The organism is Ruegeria sp. CRTD044 (genome assembly GCF_059613485.1).
This window is the reverse complement of record NZ_JBXWSP010000005.1, coordinates 42,781-60,380: the sequence shown is the minus strand read 5'-3', so window position 1 is coordinate 60,380 and position 17,600 is coordinate 42,781. Positions and strand designations below refer to the sequence as shown.

17 protein-coding genes and 1 tRNA gene are annotated in these 17,600 nt (G+C 59.3%); 7 read left to right on the top strand and 11 right to left on the bottom strand.

Going from position 1 to position 17,600, the window contains the following annotated elements:
• Positions 1-9 precede the first annotated feature (9 nt).
• Positions 10-2,040 carry a tripartite tricarboxylate transporter permease gene (locus AC2FNL_RS07330; RefSeq protein WP_496832980.1) on the bottom strand — a complete coding sequence of 677 codons (2,031 nt, stop codon included), beginning with the start codon at positions 2,038-2,040 and terminating at the stop codon, positions 10-12.
• A 79-nt stretch (positions 2,041-2,119) separates the two neighbouring features.
• The gene (locus tag AC2FNL_RS07325) at positions 2,120-3,208 is read right to left on the bottom strand and encodes a type 2 periplasmic-binding domain-containing protein (RefSeq protein WP_170436660.1); all 1,089 of its coding nucleotides are present in this window, start codon (positions 3,206-3,208) and stop codon (positions 2,120-2,122) included.
• 139 nt (positions 3,209-3,347) lie between these two features.
• Here AC2FNL_RS07325 and AC2FNL_RS07320 point away from each other — a divergent pair, with 139 nt between their 5' ends.
• Positions 3,348-4,016, top strand: coding sequence for a response regulator transcription factor (locus tag AC2FNL_RS07320; protein ID WP_496832979.1), 669 nt, complete (start codon positions 3,348-3,350; stop codon positions 4,014-4,016).
• Complete coding sequence (locus AC2FNL_RS07315) at positions 4,013-5,380, top strand: sensor histidine kinase (protein WP_496832978.1); 1,368 nt, start codon at positions 4,013-4,015, stop codon at positions 5,378-5,380. The genes AC2FNL_RS07320 and AC2FNL_RS07315 overlap by 4 nt, the downstream gene beginning before the upstream one ends.
• Positions 5,381-5,855: 475 nt before the next feature.
• On the opposite strand, the gene AC2FNL_RS07310 is transcribed toward AC2FNL_RS07315, so the two are convergent.
• The 9 genes from AC2FNL_RS07310 to AC2FNL_RS07270 all read right to left on the bottom strand — a co-directional run bounded on the left by AC2FNL_RS07310 (position 5,856) and on the right by AC2FNL_RS07270 (position 13,809).
• A complete protein-coding gene (locus AC2FNL_RS07310; protein ID WP_496832977.1) occupies positions 5,856-6,482 on the bottom strand; it encodes a hypothetical protein in 627 nt (208 codons plus the stop codon).
• Positions 6,483-6,513: 31 nt separating this feature from the next.
• A complete protein-coding gene (locus tag AC2FNL_RS07305) occupies positions 6,514-6,972 on the bottom strand; it encodes a helix-turn-helix domain-containing protein (protein WP_496832976.1) in 459 nt (152 codons plus the stop codon).
• 586 nt (positions 6,973-7,558) lie between these two features.
• Complete coding sequence (locus tag AC2FNL_RS07300) at positions 7,559-7,768, bottom strand: MerR family transcriptional regulator (RefSeq protein WP_170368045.1); 210 nt, start codon at positions 7,766-7,768, stop codon at positions 7,559-7,561.
• A 97-nt stretch (positions 7,769-7,865) separates the two neighbouring features.
• Positions 7,866-8,378, bottom strand: coding sequence for a hypothetical protein (locus AC2FNL_RS07295; protein ID WP_496832975.1), 513 nt, complete (start codon positions 8,376-8,378; stop codon positions 7,866-7,868).
• A 378-nt stretch (positions 8,379-8,756) separates the two neighbouring features.
• The gene (locus AC2FNL_RS07290; protein ID WP_496832974.1) at positions 8,757-9,938 is read right to left on the bottom strand and encodes a tyrosine-type recombinase/integrase; all 1,182 of its coding nucleotides are present in this window, start codon (positions 9,936-9,938) and stop codon (positions 8,757-8,759) included.
• A 148-nt stretch (positions 9,939-10,086) separates the two neighbouring features.
• Positions 10,087-10,163: transfer RNA gene (locus AC2FNL_RS07285), tRNA-Arg, on the bottom strand.
• Positions 10,164-10,227: 64 nt separating this feature from the next.
• Complete coding sequence (locus tag AC2FNL_RS07280) at positions 10,228-11,610, bottom strand: sensor histidine kinase (protein WP_496832973.1); 1,383 nt, start codon at positions 11,608-11,610, stop codon at positions 10,228-10,230.
• 18 nt (positions 11,611-11,628) lie between these two features.
• Positions 11,629-13,047, bottom strand: a complete 1,419-nt coding sequence (locus AC2FNL_RS07275) for a dihydrolipoyl dehydrogenase family protein (RefSeq protein ID WP_496832972.1) — start codon at positions 13,045-13,047, stop codon at positions 11,629-11,631.
• Positions 13,048-13,050: 3 nt separating this feature from the next.
• Positions 13,051-13,809, bottom strand: coding sequence for a TVP38/TMEM64 family protein (locus AC2FNL_RS07270; protein WP_496832971.1), 759 nt, complete (start codon positions 13,807-13,809; stop codon positions 13,051-13,053).
• Between the two features lie 268 nt (positions 13,810-14,077).
• Here AC2FNL_RS07270 and rpmH point away from each other — a divergent pair, with 268 nt between their 5' ends.
• The 5 genes from rpmH to ttcA all read left to right on the top strand — a co-directional run bounded on the left by rpmH (position 14,078) and on the right by ttcA (position 17,534).
• On the top strand, positions 14,078-14,212 hold the full coding sequence (gene rpmH / locus AC2FNL_RS07265) for a 50S ribosomal protein L34 (protein WP_005980833.1): 135 nt from the start codon (positions 14,078-14,080) through the stop codon (positions 14,210-14,212).
• A 26-nt stretch (positions 14,213-14,238) separates the two neighbouring features.
• Complete coding sequence (gene rnpA / locus AC2FNL_RS07260) at positions 14,239-14,661, top strand: ribonuclease P protein component (RefSeq protein ID WP_496832970.1); 423 nt, start codon at positions 14,239-14,241, stop codon at positions 14,659-14,661.
• Positions 14,658-14,897, top strand: a complete 240-nt coding sequence (gene yidD, locus AC2FNL_RS07255; RefSeq protein WP_496832969.1) for a membrane protein insertion efficiency factor YidD — start codon at positions 14,658-14,660, stop codon at positions 14,895-14,897. Before rnpA ends, yidD begins: the two co-directional genes overlap by 4 nt.
• 78 nt (positions 14,898-14,975) lie before the next feature.
• Entirely contained in the window at positions 14,976-16,598 is a 1,623-nt protein-coding gene (locus AC2FNL_RS07250) for an acyl-CoA dehydrogenase family protein (protein ID WP_496832968.1), read from the top strand.
• Positions 16,599-16,640: 42 nt separating this feature from the next.
• Positions 16,641-17,534, top strand: coding sequence for a tRNA 2-thiocytidine(32) synthetase TtcA (ttcA, locus tag AC2FNL_RS07245; RefSeq protein WP_496832967.1), 894 nt, complete (start codon positions 16,641-16,643; stop codon positions 17,532-17,534).
• The last annotated feature ends 66 nt before the right edge of the window (positions 17,535-17,600 follow it).

Genomic DNA, 17,600 nt, shown 5'->3' with positions numbered 1-17,600 from the left:
GCTGAGCGCCTACTTGAACGGCCATGGCAGGTTCACCACGTCTTGCAGCAGGCCCGGCGGGAAATCCCGGTTCAGAGCGCCCGCCATGAAGCACATGAAACCGATGCCGCAGGCCGTCAGGAGCAGCGTCATCTGCCAGCTGGACCCCGCGCGAATGCGGAAGAAAGCGATTAAAAACCCGATCAGGGCGAGGATGAACCCCACAACCCAGGTCGCCGCGATCAGACCTGCAAACCAGGCGATGGTCGACCAAAGTCCATGCGGCGCGTTCGCATCCTCACCGGCGAGTTCCTTGTCCGCAAAGATCGCATCCCCTTCGGGTCGCCGCATCATCTGGATCAACAGAATGACGCAGCAGAACAGTGACACGCTGCCGATCACCAGCGGGATGATCTTGTCGGTCATGTTGTAGTCAGGGATCGTGTTGGCATTGATCAACGCCACGATCAGATAGGCCATGATCACCAGCAGGAAGATCAGCGGCGCGCGCTTGCTGCCGGATTTTACCTCACCCTCGGCCATGATCATCTTGGCTTGACGAATGCCCAAAATTACCGAAACCACGGTGACCACGATCAGTACGATAACGATCGGGCTGAAGACGTACTCCATGCCTTCGCCAAAGCTTTTGCGGAAGCGGAAAGAGGCAATCTGGAATGCCTGGTTGGTGAATTTCTCAACCGGGTTCGACAGAACGAACCCAATCAGAAAGGCCGGGCGCGACCAGTCGAAGCGGCGCAGGAAAATACCGATCAGGCCGATGACGAACAAGGCCAGCAGATCTTCGAAGTTCTGACCGGACTGGAATGCCGCAAAGCTGATCAGCATGAACAGAAACGGTGCCAGATAGGTAAAGCGGATTGTCGTCAGCTTGGCTATCCCACCCGAGGCCGCGATGCATAAGATGGTGCCAACCACGTTGGCGAGAGCCAGCAACCAGACAATCGAATAAGTGATGTCGAGATTATCCTTGAGCATGCTCGGACCAACCTCGATATCGCCGGATCCCAACAGTGCGACGGCACCGATAAAGATCGCCATCGAACCCGAGCCGGGGATGCCGAATAGCAGCGTTGGGACCAGCCCCCCGCCCTCTTTGGCGTTGTTCGAGCTTTCCGGCCCGATGACACCCCGCACTTCGCCCTTGCCGAAGTTGCTTTTGTCTTTGGTCGATTGAACCGAATGGCCATAGGCGATCCAGTCGACAACCGAGCCTCCGAGGCCGGGAATGACTCCAACAACCACACCAATGATCGAACAGCGGACCGACAACCAGATGTTCGCAGCCCAGTCTTTGACGCCATCCAGCCAACCCGCGCCTAGTGAGGCACCCTTGGCAATGGATCGATCTTGACGCAGCAGCGAGACGATTTCGGGCACCGCAAAGATACCCAAGCCAACGATGACCAGCTTCAGACCGTCGGTCAGATAAGGAATGTCATACGTCGCCATACGCAGCGAACCGCCTGCGTCCGCTTCGCCAATCGTACCAACCATCAGGCCCAACCCTGCGGCGGCGACACCCTTCAGCGGGATACGTCCGGCGAGGATAGCGACCATCGACAAGCCAAGAATGGTGATCATCAGCATCTCGGGCAGACCGAATGCCAGAACGATGGGTCGTGCGACCAAGATGAAAATGGTCAGAAAAGTTGCGCCGACCAATCCGCCAAACAGCGATGACGCAAAGGCCGCTGACAATGCACGCGCGGCCTCGCCCTTTTTTGCCATCGGGAAGCCGTCCAGCACCGTCGCCTGTGAGGCAGAGCTGCCGGGGATGCCCATAAGAACCGATGCGAAGGTGTCAGAGGTCGGAACAACGGCAACCATCCCGATCATCAGCGCCAACCCAAGAATAGGGTCCATGCCGAACATGAAAGGCAGCAACAAAGACAGACCAGCAATACCACCAAGACCTGGGAAAACACCTACGGCCAGTCCCATAACGACACCGAGAACAAGGTACCCCAGAACAATAGGTTGCAGGATCAGACCCCACGCATCACTGAGCGCAGGAAGAGCGGTGGCGAAAACCTCCATAGCGGCCGCCTTTCATAATTTTTCTTGTGTTTGGAAAAGCGCGCGCCCGACATAGGGGCACGCGCAATGTTGTATGGGCTTAGTTCAGCTCGACACCATAGGCTTCCTTGAGCCAGTTCAGGACATAGGCTTTGGCGTTGTCGTCGACGTTTGTCGCGGTTTGCAGTGCCGCCTTAGAGCCGTCACCTACAAACACCGGATACTTGCCCACGCGCTTTGACGAGATTTCGGCAAAGTCGCCGCGCTCGGTTACAGCCTGAAACGCCGCGGTGTATGCGTCGACCACTTCCTGAGGTGTATCACCCGGCAGGAAGGCCAGCTTCTGAACCGGGAACCCGGCTACAAAGAACGCTTTCCACGCATCCCATGCCTCACCGCTGGTCTCACAACCATCGGTGGCTTCGCATACTTCTTTGAAAGTCGGGATATCCGGGAAGGTAGGGTCACGGACAATATTTCCATCCGCATCCAGCGCCCCCCAGGTCATCATCGGCACAGCCTGACCAGATTCGACCAGCGCGGCCGATCCACCCAGGTAGCCAGACGAGGTCTGATAATCGATGTTGGCTTCGCCGCGCTCGAACATCAGGCGACCATCGCCACGGCCTTTGATACCAAAGACAGGCTCCACATTCATTCCCAGCATTTGCCAAGCCAACAGCGGCACGAGGTCAAGACGGGTCGCGCCCTGCGAGCCGTAGATGAAGTTGGTATCTTTCAGCGCATTGGCAGAGCCATCAAACTTGGCTCCATCCTCGGCGTTCAGGTAGGCAACGCCACCGGTGCCCGATGCCATAACCGGGATCCAGTCGTTGTATTCGTAGCGCACGCGCGGATCACTGAGCAGATACGGGAATTGAGTCGAACCGGAGGTGCCAAAAAGCAGCGTTCCATCCTTATGGCTCTGCTCTTGGAACCAGTTTGCGCCTTTGGTCGAACCGGCACCCGGCATAAATTTTACAACGACAGTCGGTTGACCCGGCAGTGCTTCGGATAGAAGCGGCGCAAAGAAGTTGGCCCACTTGGCCGACCCGCCCGTTTCTGAGAACGGGATAACCCATTCAACAGTCTTGCCCGAAAAATCTACTTCGGCAGCAGCAGGTGCGGCAATACCTGCGGCGGCGATCAGCCCCACGACGGCGCGGCGGGTGAAGTTGGAAATGGTCATTGGTTCCTCCCTGTTGACCAGACAACCACGCTAGCGCCCTCTGCGCCACCGTGATCGCAAATAGAACTGTGGGGTTGATTCCCCCTCCCATCTGGCAATCATGGAGCGCCAACCTTGCGCGAAACTTGCAGGAGACCCGATGCGGATCGTCATCGTCGAAGACAACGAGACCCTCGCCAACGCTATTGCTTATCGTCTGCGGGATCGCGGTCATGCGGCGGAAGTGCTTACGGATGGAGACGAGGCTGACGTTTATCTTGCGCAAGAGGGCGCCGACTTGCTTGTTCTGGATATTAATTTACCCGGACAGTCAGGACTGGAAATCCTGCGATCTCTGCGCAATCGTGGTGACGGAGTACCGGTGATCTTGCTTACGGCACGTGCTGAAACCAGTGACCGGGTCTCGGGTCTGGACATGGGCGCAGATGATTACTTGGTAAAGCCATTCGAAATGGACGAGTTGGAAGCGCGCATACGGGCCCTTTCCCGACGCAAGGAACTCGACTACGGAGCAAAAGAGAGCATCGGTGGCCTGGAATACGACCGTGTCGCACGTCAGGTAAGTGTGCAGGGCAGTGTTATAGATATTCCGCGGCGGGAGATCGCAGTGCTTGAATGCCTTTTAGAGCGCAGAGGCAGAATCGTTCCCAAGAGCCAACTTACAGATTTTGTCTATGGAGTGGGTGCCGATGTCGAGTCCTCGGCTGTTGAACCTCATGTATCTCGACTGAGAAAACGCCTTCAAGATTTGGGTATCAGAATTAAGTCGGCCCGTGGCCTGGGATACCTGCTTGAGGTACAGAAGTGATCAATCACGGCTCACTAAGGTTAAGACTTTTCATTCTTATCGTAACCCCGTTGGTGCTAATTGCCGCTCTGCTTGGTCTTTGGCGATTTTTGGTTGCCCAAAATACGGCTCAGGAATTGTTCGACGACAGCCTATTGTCAGCTGGCCTCGCAATATCGCGTGATGTTGCGATTTCCGGGGGTGACGCGCTGTCGCCAACGACACGCAGCATGATCCGCGACGCGTCAGGCGGAGAGATTTTTTACCACGTAACGGGTCCCGGCGGCTTCTATGTAACAGGTTATGCGTACCCTCCGGCGGCCACCAACCAGTCTGCTCAGGAGGCGTACAAGCCGCAGTTTTTCGAAGCGCTCTACCGCCAGGAACCAGTCCGCGTGCTCAAGATGACGGAACGGGTGACCATAGAAAATCTAGTTGGAGATGCGACAGTTACAGTTTGGCAGCGTTTGGCGGATCGCAACGCATTCGCGACTGAACTGTCAATCCGCGCGGGAATCCTCATGGGAATTCTGCTGGCCACCCTCGCCATTGTGGTATGGTTTGGCGTCGCTCGTGGTCTTAGGCCCTTGTTGGACTTGCAGGACGCAATTGACCTGCGTTCACCGGATGACCTCAGCGAGATCAAGCGCCCTGTCCCCATCGAAGTTCAAGGCGTTGTCAGAACCTTGAACCGGCTGTTTAGACAGGTGGAAAAAAGTATCAACGCCCATCAAGTGTTCATATCCGAAGCTGCACATCAACTGCGGAATCCAGCAGCCGCCGTGCAGTCGATGGCCGAAGCACTGCAGGACGCGAAAACGGATGACGACCGAGAAAAACGTATCTCAGAACTTGTGGCGGCTGCAAAAAACTCGGCGACGGTGGCGGAACAGCTGTTATCACTTGAAAGGCTCAGGCAGCCGACGCACCAAGACCAAATGGATAAAATTGACTTCCGTTCGGTCGTGGAAGAGGCCTGCGCGGAGATGGGAGTTCAAATCCTGGCAAAGGGTATCGAGTTCGAGGTCACGATACCTGAGACGGCGGTCCCGGTAATCGGTGACCGGATCTTTCTGATTGAGGCTCTAAAGAACCTGTTGGACAACGCAGTCAAACACGGTGGCGCAATGTTGAGCCAAATTTCAGTGGCGCTGCGGTGTAACGGCAAAAACGTCAACCTAACTGTGACCGATGATGGTGCTGGCCTTTCGCCAGGCCAAAGCGAAGCGGCATTCAATCGGTTTTCTCAATTGGAGTATTCCGGGGGCAGCGGATTGGGCTTGTCCATCGTCTCTGCAGTGGCGGAGCGCCACGGAGGAACGATCGAAATCAACCAAGTCGAAAGAGGAGCGAGCATTACGCTTGAGCTTCCCATAGTCCCGTAAGCTGTTTCTAATTTCACTCGGAACCCAAAACCAGTCAAAGTCAACGCGAGTTTTTGCGATTGCTGCGAAAGTCAGGTTTTCGCCCTGAGCGAAGAACGCAACTCTCAAAATCTGTATCTATGTCGTCTTTGGGCTCGGTGCAGACATCCGACTAGTTCTGTCGAATGACTACTTTGTGTCGGTTACCAGCCCCTGCCCAATCAATGGATCAGCTTCTGCAGCGTCTTGTCTGTTCGGATCAATTCAGTGATCGTCTTGCGCAGTTCCTCAGCTTCTCTGGACCTTTGTCCATGTCTCCAAGACGGATGGCTTGGTCCAGCAACGTGCCCACCTCTTGCCCCATGCATGCGACAGACACTCCAGCCTTGAACGGCGGGTGCGCGGCACCGCTTGCCAGTGGATTTCGCCGTAGCGGTGCATCTGGGCGCATCATTGAGCCGTTTGGTGGGGTTCATGAGGTTGTCGTTGTTTTTTTTCATTCACCCCGCCCCCTGTTTTGGACGTTACCAACGATTGCCTGCCCACCTTCATTGACTTCCACGCGTTCGACGCGGACGGTTTGATCTGCCTTGGATCGATATCGTTTCAGGGTTTCAACCTGTCTGGTGAAGGTCCGCGCAAGTTTGTTGAGCGCTCGTTCCGCAGAATCTTGCTGCGGGAGAGTTTTTACGTGGTTCAGGCGACGTGCCATCATCATCGTGGCCTGATGGATCGCGCCCATCTGGATCGCAAGCATGGCTTCGATCTCGTCTTGCGGCTTAACCCCAGCGACAACCGACATCACAAAGTTCGATGCCGTCTCTGAGACAGAGCTGTCTTGTTGCCCAAGAGTCGCGATTTGATCCATGACGCCTTCGAAGAACCGGCAGTCTGTTGTGCCAAGCTCATGCATTGCCAGAGCACAAGCCGTCGTTGGATCTTTTCCTTTGTGCCCAACCGTGAGCCGGCGTGTGCCCTCATCAAAATCCAACTTGATGTCCGGGGCCCGGACGCGTGATCTCTTCCGTTCCCTCAAATCGGCAACAGCAATGGTCTCCGCTTCGGTAAGCTCGGAGTTCTTTGTCTGCAGATCGTTGCCTTCGTCTTTCGGTGTCTTGCTCATGTCCGCCTCGCATAGCTGGGAGTGGTAAGTATTAGTGTTCCGTTTCAGAACCGAGGGACCTGATAGAAACCGGCCTGACGGGTTCTGATTTGGAACCATGGGAGGTCTTTGGGTTCTCAAACGGAACCACAGAGGATGGTGACGGGTCCGTCCCAAAACCGCGTTTTGTTTTTTCGGGCTGCCAAAAGCGCCAGTCGTTTGTGGCGGCTTTCTTGCCGAACCGGGTCTGCGTCGCCTTAGTCGTCAACCGCCATTCATGCGCTCGCCGGTGATACCAGTTGCCTTCCTGCTCCAGCACAAGGAAGCCTTTGTCCTGCAGATCCTCGAAAGCGCGTTGAACGGTGGCCTTGCCCAGACCCAGTATCTCTGCCGCCTCGTTCATCGACAGAAACACCTTGCCGTTGTTGCCGCCATTGAAGCGGGTGTGAAGCTCCAGCCAGAGCTTCACTGCAGGACCGGGCAGAGCCCGCCACGCCGGGGACTTGATCATTGCGTAGGGCAGAGGGATGTATTGACCGTCATCCGACCGTTTACCCTTGGGAGTCCGCCGCCTACTCATCTCGAGACCTCCGCGGGAAATGCTCGGGAAGGACATCCAATTCCGGAACGTCGCAACCGATATGCGCCCGGACGAGCCGGGTTAGCCCGGATTTGGACACACAGTACCCGAGCGTGTCCCAGGCCGCTCCCCCGGCCGGAAAATGGGGTCTCTGACGCTGAAACAGCCATTGGACGCCATCTCGGCATACGGCAACCCGGTAGATGCCGAGACGAAAGAGCTCGCCGCTGTAGTTCTCGGCGGTTTCCCGATGATCAATTTGTGGAAGAGGGCCTGTTTCGGCCCCTCTTGCGTGACTGGCATTGGTCGATTTGGAAAAGGACATATCAGCCATGCTCGATCCGTCCTTTCCGTACGATCACCCGTTCGACCGAGTGGCTCAGGGGCGACCAGTAGTACCGCCGCTCGTTTTGTCTTGTCGGCGCGGGGCATCCTGTGGCATCAACTGTACTTGCTAGGGTGGCAGTCGATGTCACTGGAAAAGCCCCATCTCCGCGCTTGGAGTTGGGGTTTTTCATTATGCAGCCTCGTTGTTGGGATCGGTGCGCCGGGCGGCCAGCCAGGCGTTCAAGTCGGCGCCGTGATAGGCGATCCGCCGACCTATGCGGATAAAGGCCGGACCACACATGCGATGGCGCCATTGAGCCAGCTTTTCGCGGTTTCCCAGCAATCGCATTTCAGGGTCTTCTGGGAAATAGACCCGGTCGTCATTGAAGACGTTTGCCATCGTTGAAATCCTCTTGGATCAGTTGCGATGGCTGAACTATGCGATTGGTTTAGCCTTTTGGGCAGGCATCGAAGGAGAAAGAATTGGAAGGAAAGAATTATTTCCTAACCTTTCGTTCACGGTCGTAGTTTTGTATCGAGCGTCCCGTTATCGGGTAACCGTCTTCGGTAAGCTCCGCGGCAACCGCATCTGCACTCAATTCGTCCGGTAGTCCATCTGGGTAGCGCGCAATAAATTCGCGTTTGGCAGGCGAGGGTTTGGGACCTCGTTTTTTGGTTATGGGCTGCTGCTCATTTTCTTGTTTTGGTTTCACCCAGTGTTTGTTCAGCAGATTCAACGCTTCAAAAGTGTCGTAGTAGCCATCCGGATATACGTCAGGATCAAAAACTACATACCAACCAATAAATGGTTTTACGTATTGATCAAAAACGCCACCGTCACACTCATCGCTTGGAGACTGGCCAAAATAGTTAGCAAACAGCCGTTTGGTTTGGTTCTTTTGCTTCACTACGCCTGTTTCACCGTCGATGCAGCAATATCTGTCCCAAAGGTCGCGACCAGACATTCTTTTGGCATCAAACTCTTTGAAGATCGTCAATAGTTCAGTCATGTCGCGCAACAGAAATTCAAGGAAAAAATAGAAAAACTGATCAGGGTGAAAGAGTATTGGGTGGTTTGCCTTTAGAAGGTTCCCAGCACTTGAACACAGAACAGCACCATAATCTTCGTCTAATCGGTTCATAATCCAGAACGCAATCAGTTCTATTTCGAAGTTGGAACTACTGAGACTTAGCTTTTTACGCGCCCATTTATGGTTACTTAGAGAGAGTATTTTTTCTTAGGGTTGATATTCTCATCCAAGGCAACCTGGGGATTTTCATCCAACATCTCGAGTGCATCAGCTAAATACAGTCGTTCTGCCAGATTGCGAACGTTTGACCGCATTTCTTTCCAGTCGATATAGCCGGGAGGACAAAACACAGTCGATCTACACCTTCTTTATTGGGCATACATAGCCGCACCATGCGTCGCATAGACGCCGTCGCTTTACCAACAAATCCGAACGCGCATAGGCCCTCTCCACGTCTGACCCAACCTGATGGGCCAAAGCCGCCTCTGCCAATTCACGCGGTGCATTAGCAGCTTCCGCTGCCCAATCCCGAAACGAACTGCGGAATCCGTGTACGGTGACGCCATCCTGTCGCATCCGGCGCAGCAGCATCAGCATGGACATGTTTGACAGGGGCTGATGCCGCTTTTGCCCCTCGAACACATAGTCAGAGGCCAACGCGCGCAGCGGTTCCAGAATGGCCAGCATTTCGTTGGTGAGGGGGACACGATGGACCTGCCCGCCCTTCATGCGCTCCGCTGGTATGGTCCACAGACGTGCGTCGACATCGACCTCGGGCCATTTCATATCTAGGACCTCTGAAGTCCGACAGGCGGTCAGAATGGTGAACTGCAGCGCTTTGGCGGCCATGGCCGAGCGGGTCTGCAACTCGGCATAGAACGCGGGCACCTCTTGCCAAGGCATTGCGTCGTGGTGCTGGACCTTGGCTTTGACGGTGGGCAGCACCTTGCCTTCGCGGATCGCGGTCACCGGGTTCTCGCCCGAGCGGAAGCCCTTGGACTTTGCCACGTCGAGCACCGTCTTAATCCGCTGCGACAGCCGCTTTGCGGTTTCGTGTTTCTCAGTCCAGATGGGCGATAGGCACATCAGCACTTCGGGCTGATCGACGCTATCCACAGGCATTCGTCCGATCTTGGGGAACGCATAGTCGCGCAAAGTGTTGAGCCACTGCTGACCGTGTTTGGCATTCTTCCACGTCGGCAACCGGTCGATGTGAACCTGACGGCTGAGTTCTTCGAAAGTAGGAATTTCACGCTGGGCATTAAAACGAGGGTTCACCCCAGCTTTCGCCATTCGCCTGTATTCGAGCGCTCTTTCTCGGGCCTGGTTCAATGTGACGACGTCGGCGCCGCCCAAACCGAAGTCCGTTCTCAGCGGAGCGCCCTTGCGATTCTTCTGTCCTTTGACCGTTACGCGTACGATCCAACGCCGTGCGCCTGATGGATCAACAACAAGGTACAAGCCAGAACCGTCGCCATGCCGGCCCGGGCCCAGATTCTCTACCAGCTTCTTTGTCAGCTTCCCGCTGAGCGCAGACATGAAAATACCACAAAATATACCACTCAATGGAAGTATACGAGTATGACCGGACAAAATCCAACAAAACCCAGAAGCACGACTATGGCCATAAAACACAAAGGTTCAAACGACCTAGTATATCTCATCGAAATCAGGGAGAATTACCAAGTGGCGGACCGAGGAGGATTCGAACCCCCGACCCCTTGATTCGTAGTCAAGTACTCTATCCAGCTGAGCTATCGGTCCGCGTTGGTGAGGCGGTATTTAGACCCGGCGTTCGGGACGTGCAACCCGATTCTTCAAAAATAATTCAAAAACCCATCTCCCCCCGTGGGAGCCTTATTTCAAAGACCGTGCCCTCGGGGCCGGTGCAGGTCAGCACCAACTCTCCCCCGTGGCCGCGCACCAGTTCCTGAGAAATCGCCAGACCCAGGCCCGAGCCACCTTTGCGCACACCGCCCTGAAACGGCGTGAACAGATTCTCCTGCGCTCGTGGCGGCAAACCGGGACCGGTATCCCGAACCTCGATGACCCATGCGTCCTGATCTTCGCAGGCCGAGATCGTGATTTTTCCTGGTTGGCCGGATATCATCAGTGCTTGGCGTGCGTTGCGCACAAGGTTCATGATGACCCGGAACATCTGTTCCGGATCGGCCCGAACGACCAGGTCTTCGGGAACGTCGTTGGCAATTTCAATACAGCCGCCGTCTACGGCCAGAGCCTCGCTGGACGCTACGTCGGCAGCGATATCGCGCAACCGCACCATGGTCAGGGTGGGCGCGGGCTCTTCGGCCCGCCCGAAGGCCAGCGTACTTTCGCACAGGGACACCGCCCGGGTGATCGAGTTGACCAACTTGGGCGCCATCCGTCTGACCAGCGGGTCGTCACTGGCCTCGATCCGGTCAGTGAACAGCTGGGCCGAGGTCAGGATGTTGCGCAGATCGTGGCTGACCTTGGCCACCGCGCCACCCAGTTGTGCCAGCCTCTCGCGCTGTTTCAGGGCCTGGGTCAGGTCGGTCTGCAGCATCTGCAGGGCTTCTTCAGCCTCACGCAGTTCGGTCACCTTGGATTGGGGAGAGATGATGCCGCGCGCATCTTCGGGTGCCCGGGCGTAGCGCTGCATGTAGCCCACCACGCTTTTGATCGGGCGAACCAGAACCACTCGCACCGCGAGAAACAGAAAAAACGCGGTGATGATCGAGATGACAAAGGACAGACCGAGGATGCGCAGGCCATAATCGATCATCGCCATACGCAGCGGCGCGCTGTCCATGGTAACCTCGATAAGCAAACCCGCATCCCGCACAGGCTGCCCGATGACGCGAATGACCTGGTTCTCGGGCGTGAAGAAACGGATCATCGCGTCCCGAATGAGAACCCAAGGCCCGGCGCCTCGCAAATCATAGGTCTTGGCGACCTGGTCTGGGATAGGGGAAGACAGCATCAGCTGGCGCACCTCGTCCCGGCGCAGCACCACGTTGTAGACCCCGGCATTGGCCAGAAGCTCGGCCTCCAACTCCTCGGCCAGCATGTCGTCGGCCAGCAGCGCCAGCGAGGCGATCTGGGCGCGTTCCAGCCGGTTCAGAAGGAAATCCTCGCGGAAGCGCGCGATCGACGGCACGAAGATCAGCACCTCGGCCAACATCACGAAGACCGTCGTCAAGATCAGGAAACGACCCGACAGCGAGTTCAAGTGGCGCTCCTTTCCCGATCAGGGGATCCAGCGCTGGACCAGCCTGACCACTCGTTCAACCATCTGATTCTCAAACAGTCTTGGCGAGAAATAGGCGCCCGCCACCCGTTTGTTAAGCTCTCCGATCGTGGGATAGGGCGACACCATCGCCGCGATCTGGCTCATCTTCAGGTTATTGGCCAGCGCCAGAGACCACAAGTTGATCAGTTCGCCGGCCTGATGCCCCACGATTGTGGCCCCCACCGGTCGCCCCTTGACGACCATGACCTTGATGAACCCGGTCGTTCTGCGTTCAGCCACGGCGCGATCGTTGTGGGCATAGTCGAACCGGGCGATCTCGACCTTGTCGCCGTGGCGGTCGCGCGCCTGCGCCTCGGTCAGGCCGACCTGGGCCAGTTCGGGGTCGGTATAGGTTGCCCAGGGGATATGCGCCGTCTTGGCCTTGGACCGCAGCCCGAACAGGGCCGAACGGATGATGACCCCGGCATGATATCCAGCCACATGGGTGAACTGCATTCCGCCCGCGACGTCGCCAATCGCATAGACCCGCCGGTTGGTGGTGCGCAGGCTGTCATCCACATTGATGCCCGTGTGTGTCCGGTCGATCCCGGCAGCCTGCAGGTTCAGGCGGTCGGTGTTGGCCTTGCGCCCCACCGCCAGCAGCAGGTGCGAGCCCGCATGGACCGCGCCATCCTCGGTGATGACCTCGACCGCGCCGGCCTTCCCGCGCACCCGGGCCACCATCGCATGTTCCAGAACTTCGACCCCTTCGGCGCGCAGGGCCTCCAATACCACTGCGGCTGCCTCGGGGTCATCTTTGCCCAGCGCCCGCGCGCCTTCGATCACCGTTACCTTGCAGCCCAGTCGCACATGCGCCTGCGCCATCTCCATGCCGATGGGGCCCCCGCCGATGATCAGCAGGTGGTCGGGCTTGTCGCGCAACTCGAAAATGGTCTCGTTGGTCTCAAACGGCAACTCATCCAGCCCCGGGATCGGCGACACCAGCGGGGACGAGCCCGTGGCCAGCACCACGCGGCGGGCGGTGATGACGAAATTGCCGGCCTGAACCTGTGTGGGCGACAGAAAGGTCCCCCAGTCGCGAATGACGCGCACGCCGAACCCTTCGAACCGTTCCTGGCTGTCCATGGGCTCAATCTGGGCGATCACGTCCCGCACATGGTTTTTGGCGGCGGCATAGTCCACCTGTGGCGCGCGGTCGGCAACGCCGAACGGCTCGGCATGGCTCTGCGCATTGGCCAGCTTGGCACTGGCCAGCAGCGCCTTGGACGGGACGCAGCCATAATTCAGACAGTCGCCACCCATCTTGTGCCCTTCCAGCAGGATCACGTCGGCGCCCATCTGACTGGCCCCAGCGGCCACCGACAGGCCACCCGACCCGGCCCCGATCACCAGGATGTCGGTCTTGAGTTCTTGCATGGATCAAAGGCCCCTTCGGCCGCGCATGAGTTTGAGGAAAATCGGCAGAGCCGCCAGCGCGCACAGCCCCAGGATCGGGCCGATCACGAAAGGCTCGGTCAGCAGCGACAGGTCCGGCGTCTCGCCCCGGTCGAACACGCCGCCCAGGCCGACACCGATCCAAGTATAGACGATGCCGCCCGGAATGATGCCCAGCGCCGTGGTCAGCAGAAAGTTCCGGAACTTCACCCCCACCAGCGCTGGCACCAGGTTGGCGACGAAGAACGGCACCACCGGCACCAGCCGCATCAGGAACAGCACCGGGATCTCGTTCTCGCGCAACCCGTCCTTGATTCGCTTGACGGTGCCTTCCGAGGCCTCCAGCCGCGCCGTCAACGCCTCGCCCAACCCCCAGCGGGCCGCAAGAAAGATCGCCGAGGCCCCCACGGTTGCAGAGAAGACGTTGAACACGGTGCCCGCGAACAGTCCGAACAGGAACCCGCCCGTCATCGAGGCCACGGCCGCACCGGGCAAAGAAAAGGTGACGATCAGGACGTAGACCAGGATGAAAACCCCCGCCAACGACCAGTAGTTGGCGTCGCGCCAGGCCAACAGCGCCTCGCGATTGTCGCGCAGGGTTTCAAAGGTCAGGTAGTCGCCCAGCGCAAAGAACCCGACGACGGCAACCGTCAGGATCACGACCAGGGGAATATGTCGCGCCAGCCCGCTGCGCGGCACTTGGGTGGTTTCGGTCATTTTGTCGTCCGGGTTCGAATGCTTCATCTGCCCCACAAGATGCGCGCTTGGCCTTCTGTGCAACAGGGTCCTCACGCCGGGTTGAACACGCACCGGTTCAATGTGAGAAATCCGCCATCCACGGGCTGATTCTGAAACTTTTGCCCCGTCGCCCGACAGAATTGTTGCAAAAGGCACGAAAACCGTTGCGATGGGGTTTGACTTGCCCGCCGGTTCCCAGTAGAGGACGGGCTTCGAACACCACGGGCAGGCGAATCCGCGCCGCACCCGACCGCCAAAGATTGGAGACGGAGCGATGAAACGCACCTATCAGCCTTCGAACCTGGTTCGCAAACGCCGCCACGGTTTCCGCGCGCGCATGGCCACCAAGGCCGGCCGCAAGATCCTGAACGCACGCCGTGCCCGTGGCCGCAAGTCGCTGAGCGCATAAACCGCGCGACCTTTCAGGTTTTGAACATGACGCCGCCGGAGGCCCCTGTGGATGGCACTGACCACCCCGGGGATATGCCCCCGGCGGCGTCCGTTTGCGCGCCTGCCCTGTCGGTGTTGCGCAAGCGCAGCGATTTCCTCAGGGCCGCTCGGGCGCGCCGACAGGGCACGCCTTCCATGATGGTGCAGGCCCGCAAGCGCGCACCGGATGAGGCCGACGGCATTCGTGTCGGGTTCACCTGCTCGAAGAAGGTCGGCAATGCCGTGGCCCGCAACCGGGCCAAGCGCCGGCTGCGCGAGGCGGCCCGCGCCGTTCTGCCGGACCATGGCCGGGACGGATGGGATTACGTCCTGATCGGACGGGCCGAGGTGACCGCCGCCCGCACCTTTGACGCTCTGCTGGATGATCTGCGCCAGGCCCTGCGCAAGGTCCACAGCCCGCGCAAATGACCCCTCTTGCCCATATCCTCGCGCTGCCAATCCGGGCCTACCGGCTGATCTTCAGCCCTTGGGTGGGGTTCAATTGCCGCTATCAGCCGACCTGCTCGGCCTATGCGCTGGAAGCGTTGCAGAAACATGGCGCCATCAAGGGCGCATGGCTGGCCGCGCGCCGCATCGGGCGCTGCCACCCTTGGGGCGGCGACGGCTATGACCCGGTGCCCGACGACACGCCCGATGCGCCCTGATCTGACACCCCGTCACGCTTGACCCAAGGGGGCTGCGCCGCTGAACATCGGTTTCAGCAACAACCGCCCGAGGCGCCCATGTCCAAATCCCACGCCCGCAAGACCCTGCCCACGCATGAGGTGACGAACCAACCGCCCGACCGAGGGGACGTTGACCTGTGGGCCTCTGATCTGGTTCTGCGCGATTGCGCCACGCGCGCCGGGGCACGGGCGGCCCTGCTGGCCGCCTACGGGGCCGCTTTGGGCCGGGCCGAAACGCGCGAGGCCGGGCGCGACGCCAACCTGCACCCGCCCGAACTCTGCCTCTTCGACCGGGGTGGCCGCCGCCTGGACGAGGTGCGGTTCCACCCGGCCTATCATCACATGATGGATCTGAGCCAATCGGCAGGCTATGCCGCGCTCGCCTGGGACGGAGCGCCGGGCGGTCACGCCACCCATGCCACGATGGTCTATCTGGCCAGCCAGGTCGAGCCGGGCCATTGCTGTCCGCTGACCATGACCTATGCCGCCGTGCCGGCGCTGGCCGCCAACCCCGAACTGGCCGAAATCTGGCGCCCGAAACTGACCGCCGACACTTATGACCCGGCCCCCCGCCCGATCGGAGAAAAACGCTCGGCGACCTTGGGCATGGCGATGACCGAGAAACAGGGCGGCTCGGACGTGCGTGCCAATACCACCACCGCCAACCGTGACGGCGATGCCTGGCGGCTGCGCGGCCACAAATGGTTCTGCTCGGCCCCGATGTCCGACGGGTTCCTGACGCTGGCGCAGGCTCCGGGCGGGCTGACCTGCTTTCTGCTGCCCCGCTGGCTGGAAGGCGAGCGCAACGCCATCCACCTGATGCGCCTCAAGGACAAGCTGGGCAACCGCGCCAATGCCTCGTCCGAAGTCGAGTTCCATGACGCGCTGGCCTATCAGCTGGGCGACGAGGGGGCCGGCGTGCGCACGATCATCGAGACGGTGCATCACACCCGGCTCGACACCGCGATGGCCCCCGCCGGCCTGATGCGCGCAGCCCTGTCCGAAGCGCATCACTGGGTCAGCCACCGCAGCGCCTTTCAGCGCCGCCTGATTGACCAGCCGCTGATGCGCGCCGTTCTGGCCGATCTGGTGCTGGACTGGGAGGGCGCGCTGACCCTGGGCCTGCGCGTGGCCCGCGCCTTTGACGGGGACACCGCCGAAGACCGCGCCTTTGCCCGGATCGGGGTGGCGCTGGCCAAGTTCGTGTCGAACAAACGCTGCCCGGTCGTGGCGGTCGAGGCGATGGAGGTGCTGGGCGGCATGGGCTATGTCGAAGACACGCCGATGCCGATGATCTATCGCGAAGCGCCCCTGAACGGCATTTGGGAGGGGTCGGGCAACGTGATCTGCCTGGACATTCTGCGCAGCCTTGCGCGCGACCCGCTGGCCGCCCAGACCTTGCAGGCCGAACTGGACGCGGCAACCGGAGCCGACCGCCGTTATGACGCCGCCCTGAAGGCGCATCGCGACCGCTGGTCCACCCTGCCCCCCGAGGCCGAGGCCCGCTGGTTCGCCGAGGCCACCGCGCATCTGCTGACCGCCGCGCTGCTGCTGCGCCATGCGCCCGGTGCGGTGGCCGATGGATATATTGCCACGCGGGTTCTGGGCGAAAGCGGGCGCATACCCGGATCGGTCTCGGGGCTGGACACCGACGTCCTGCTGGGCCGGCTGTCCGGATAGGCGGGCCTTGCCCGGTCGGCGCATCTGCGGTAGGGGCTGCGCATGTTCGACGAAGCTGACGATATCCATCCGCTGTTTGCCGGTGCGCCCTCGACCACCGAGTTCAAGAAGCTGCGCAAACGCATCGTGCGCCAGACGCGCGAAGCGATCGAGCAATACGGCATGGTTGACCCGTCGGCCCAAGACAAGGACGGCAAGCCGCCGCGCTGGCTGGTCTGCCTGTCGGGCGGCAAGGACAGTTATACCCTGCTGGCCGTTCTGTACGAGCTGAAGTGGCGCGGCCTGCTGCCCGTGGACCTGCTGGCCTGCAATCTGGATCAGGGGCAGCCGGGCTTTCCGGCCACCGTGCTGCCCGAGTTTCTGGAACGCATGGGCGTGCCGCACCGGATCGAGTATCAGGACACCTATTCCATCGTGGTCAACAAGGTGCCGCAGGGCCGCACCTATTGCGCGCTGTGCTCGCGCCTGCGCCGCGGTAACCTGTACCGGATCGCGCGCGAGGAAGGGTGCTCGGCCGTGGTGTTGGGGCATCACCGCGATGACATCCTGGAAACCTTTTTCATGAACCTGTTCCACGGCGGCCGTCTGGCGACCATGCCTCCGAAACTGGTGAACGAAGAAAGCGACCTGTTCGTCTATCGCCCGCTGGCCCATGTGGCCGAGGCTGATTGCGAGAAATTCGCAAAAGCGATGAACTATCCGATCATCCCCTGTGATCTGTGCGGCAGTCAGGACGGCCTGCAACGCCAGCAGGTCAAACAGATTCTGGACCAATGGGAAAAGAACAGCCCTGGCCGGCGGCAGGTGATGTTCCGCGCACTGACCAATGCCCGGCCCTCGCACCTTCTGGATTCGAAGCTGTTCGATTTTCCCGGACTGACGCTGAACCCCGACAAAAACGGCGAAAATCCGGAAGAAATTCCGCTTCTGCGTTAACGTCTGACTCAGATTGATTTCCTAGCCTCCGATTGGACTCAGTTCTCCCAATTGGAAGGCCGGAAT

Excerpts from the sequence above, each read along its gene's own strand:
- AC2FNL_RS07330 (WP_496832980.1), bottom strand. The coding sequence starts at position 2,040 with ATGGAGGTTTTCGCCACCGCTCTTCCTGCGCTCAGTGATGCGTGGGGT.
- AC2FNL_RS07325 (WP_170436660.1), bottom strand. The coding sequence starts at position 3,208 with ATGACCATTTCCAACTTCACCCGCCGCGCCGTCGTGGGGCTGATCGCC.
- AC2FNL_RS07320 (WP_496832979.1), top strand. The coding sequence starts at position 3,348 with ATGCGGATCGTCATCGTCGAAGACAACGAGACCCTCGCCAACGCTATT.
- AC2FNL_RS07310 (WP_496832977.1), bottom strand. The coding sequence starts at position 6,482 with ATGAGCAAGACACCGAAAGACGAAGGCAACGATCTGCAGACAAAGAAC.
- AC2FNL_RS07305 (WP_496832976.1), bottom strand. The coding sequence starts at position 6,972 with ATGATCAAGTCCCCGGCGTGGCGGGCTCTGCCCGGTCCTGCAGTGAAG.
- AC2FNL_RS07300 (WP_170368045.1), bottom strand. The coding sequence starts at position 7,768 with ATGGCAAACGTCTTCAATGACGACCGGGTCTATTTCCCAGAAGACCCT.
- AC2FNL_RS07295 (WP_496832975.1), bottom strand. The coding sequence starts at position 8,378 with ATGACTGAACTATTGACGATCTTCAAAGAGTTTGATGCCAAAAGAATG.
- AC2FNL_RS07290 (WP_496832974.1), bottom strand. The coding sequence starts at position 9,938 with ATGTCTGCGCTCAGCGGGAAGCTGACAAAGAAGCTGGTAGAGAATCTG.
- AC2FNL_RS07275 (WP_496832972.1), bottom strand. The coding sequence starts at position 13,047 with ATGCAAGAACTCAAGACCGACATCCTGGTGATCGGGGCCGGGTCGGGT.
- AC2FNL_RS07270 (WP_496832971.1), bottom strand. The coding sequence starts at position 13,809 with ATGAAGCATTCGAACCCGGACGACAAAATGACCGAAACCACCCAAGTG.
- rpmH (WP_005980833.1), top strand. The coding sequence starts at position 14,078 with ATGAAACGCACCTATCAGCCTTCGAACCTGGTTCGCAAACGCCGCCAC.
- rnpA (WP_496832970.1), top strand. The coding sequence starts at position 14,239 with ATGACGCCGCCGGAGGCCCCTGTGGATGGCACTGACCACCCCGGGGAT.
- yidD (WP_496832969.1), top strand. The coding sequence starts at position 14,658 with ATGACCCCTCTTGCCCATATCCTCGCGCTGCCAATCCGGGCCTACCGG.
- AC2FNL_RS07250 (WP_496832968.1), top strand. The coding sequence starts at position 14,976 with ATGTCCAAATCCCACGCCCGCAAGACCCTGCCCACGCATGAGGTGACG.
- ttcA (WP_496832967.1), top strand. The coding sequence starts at position 16,641 with ATGTTCGACGAAGCTGACGATATCCATCCGCTGTTTGCCGGTGCGCCC.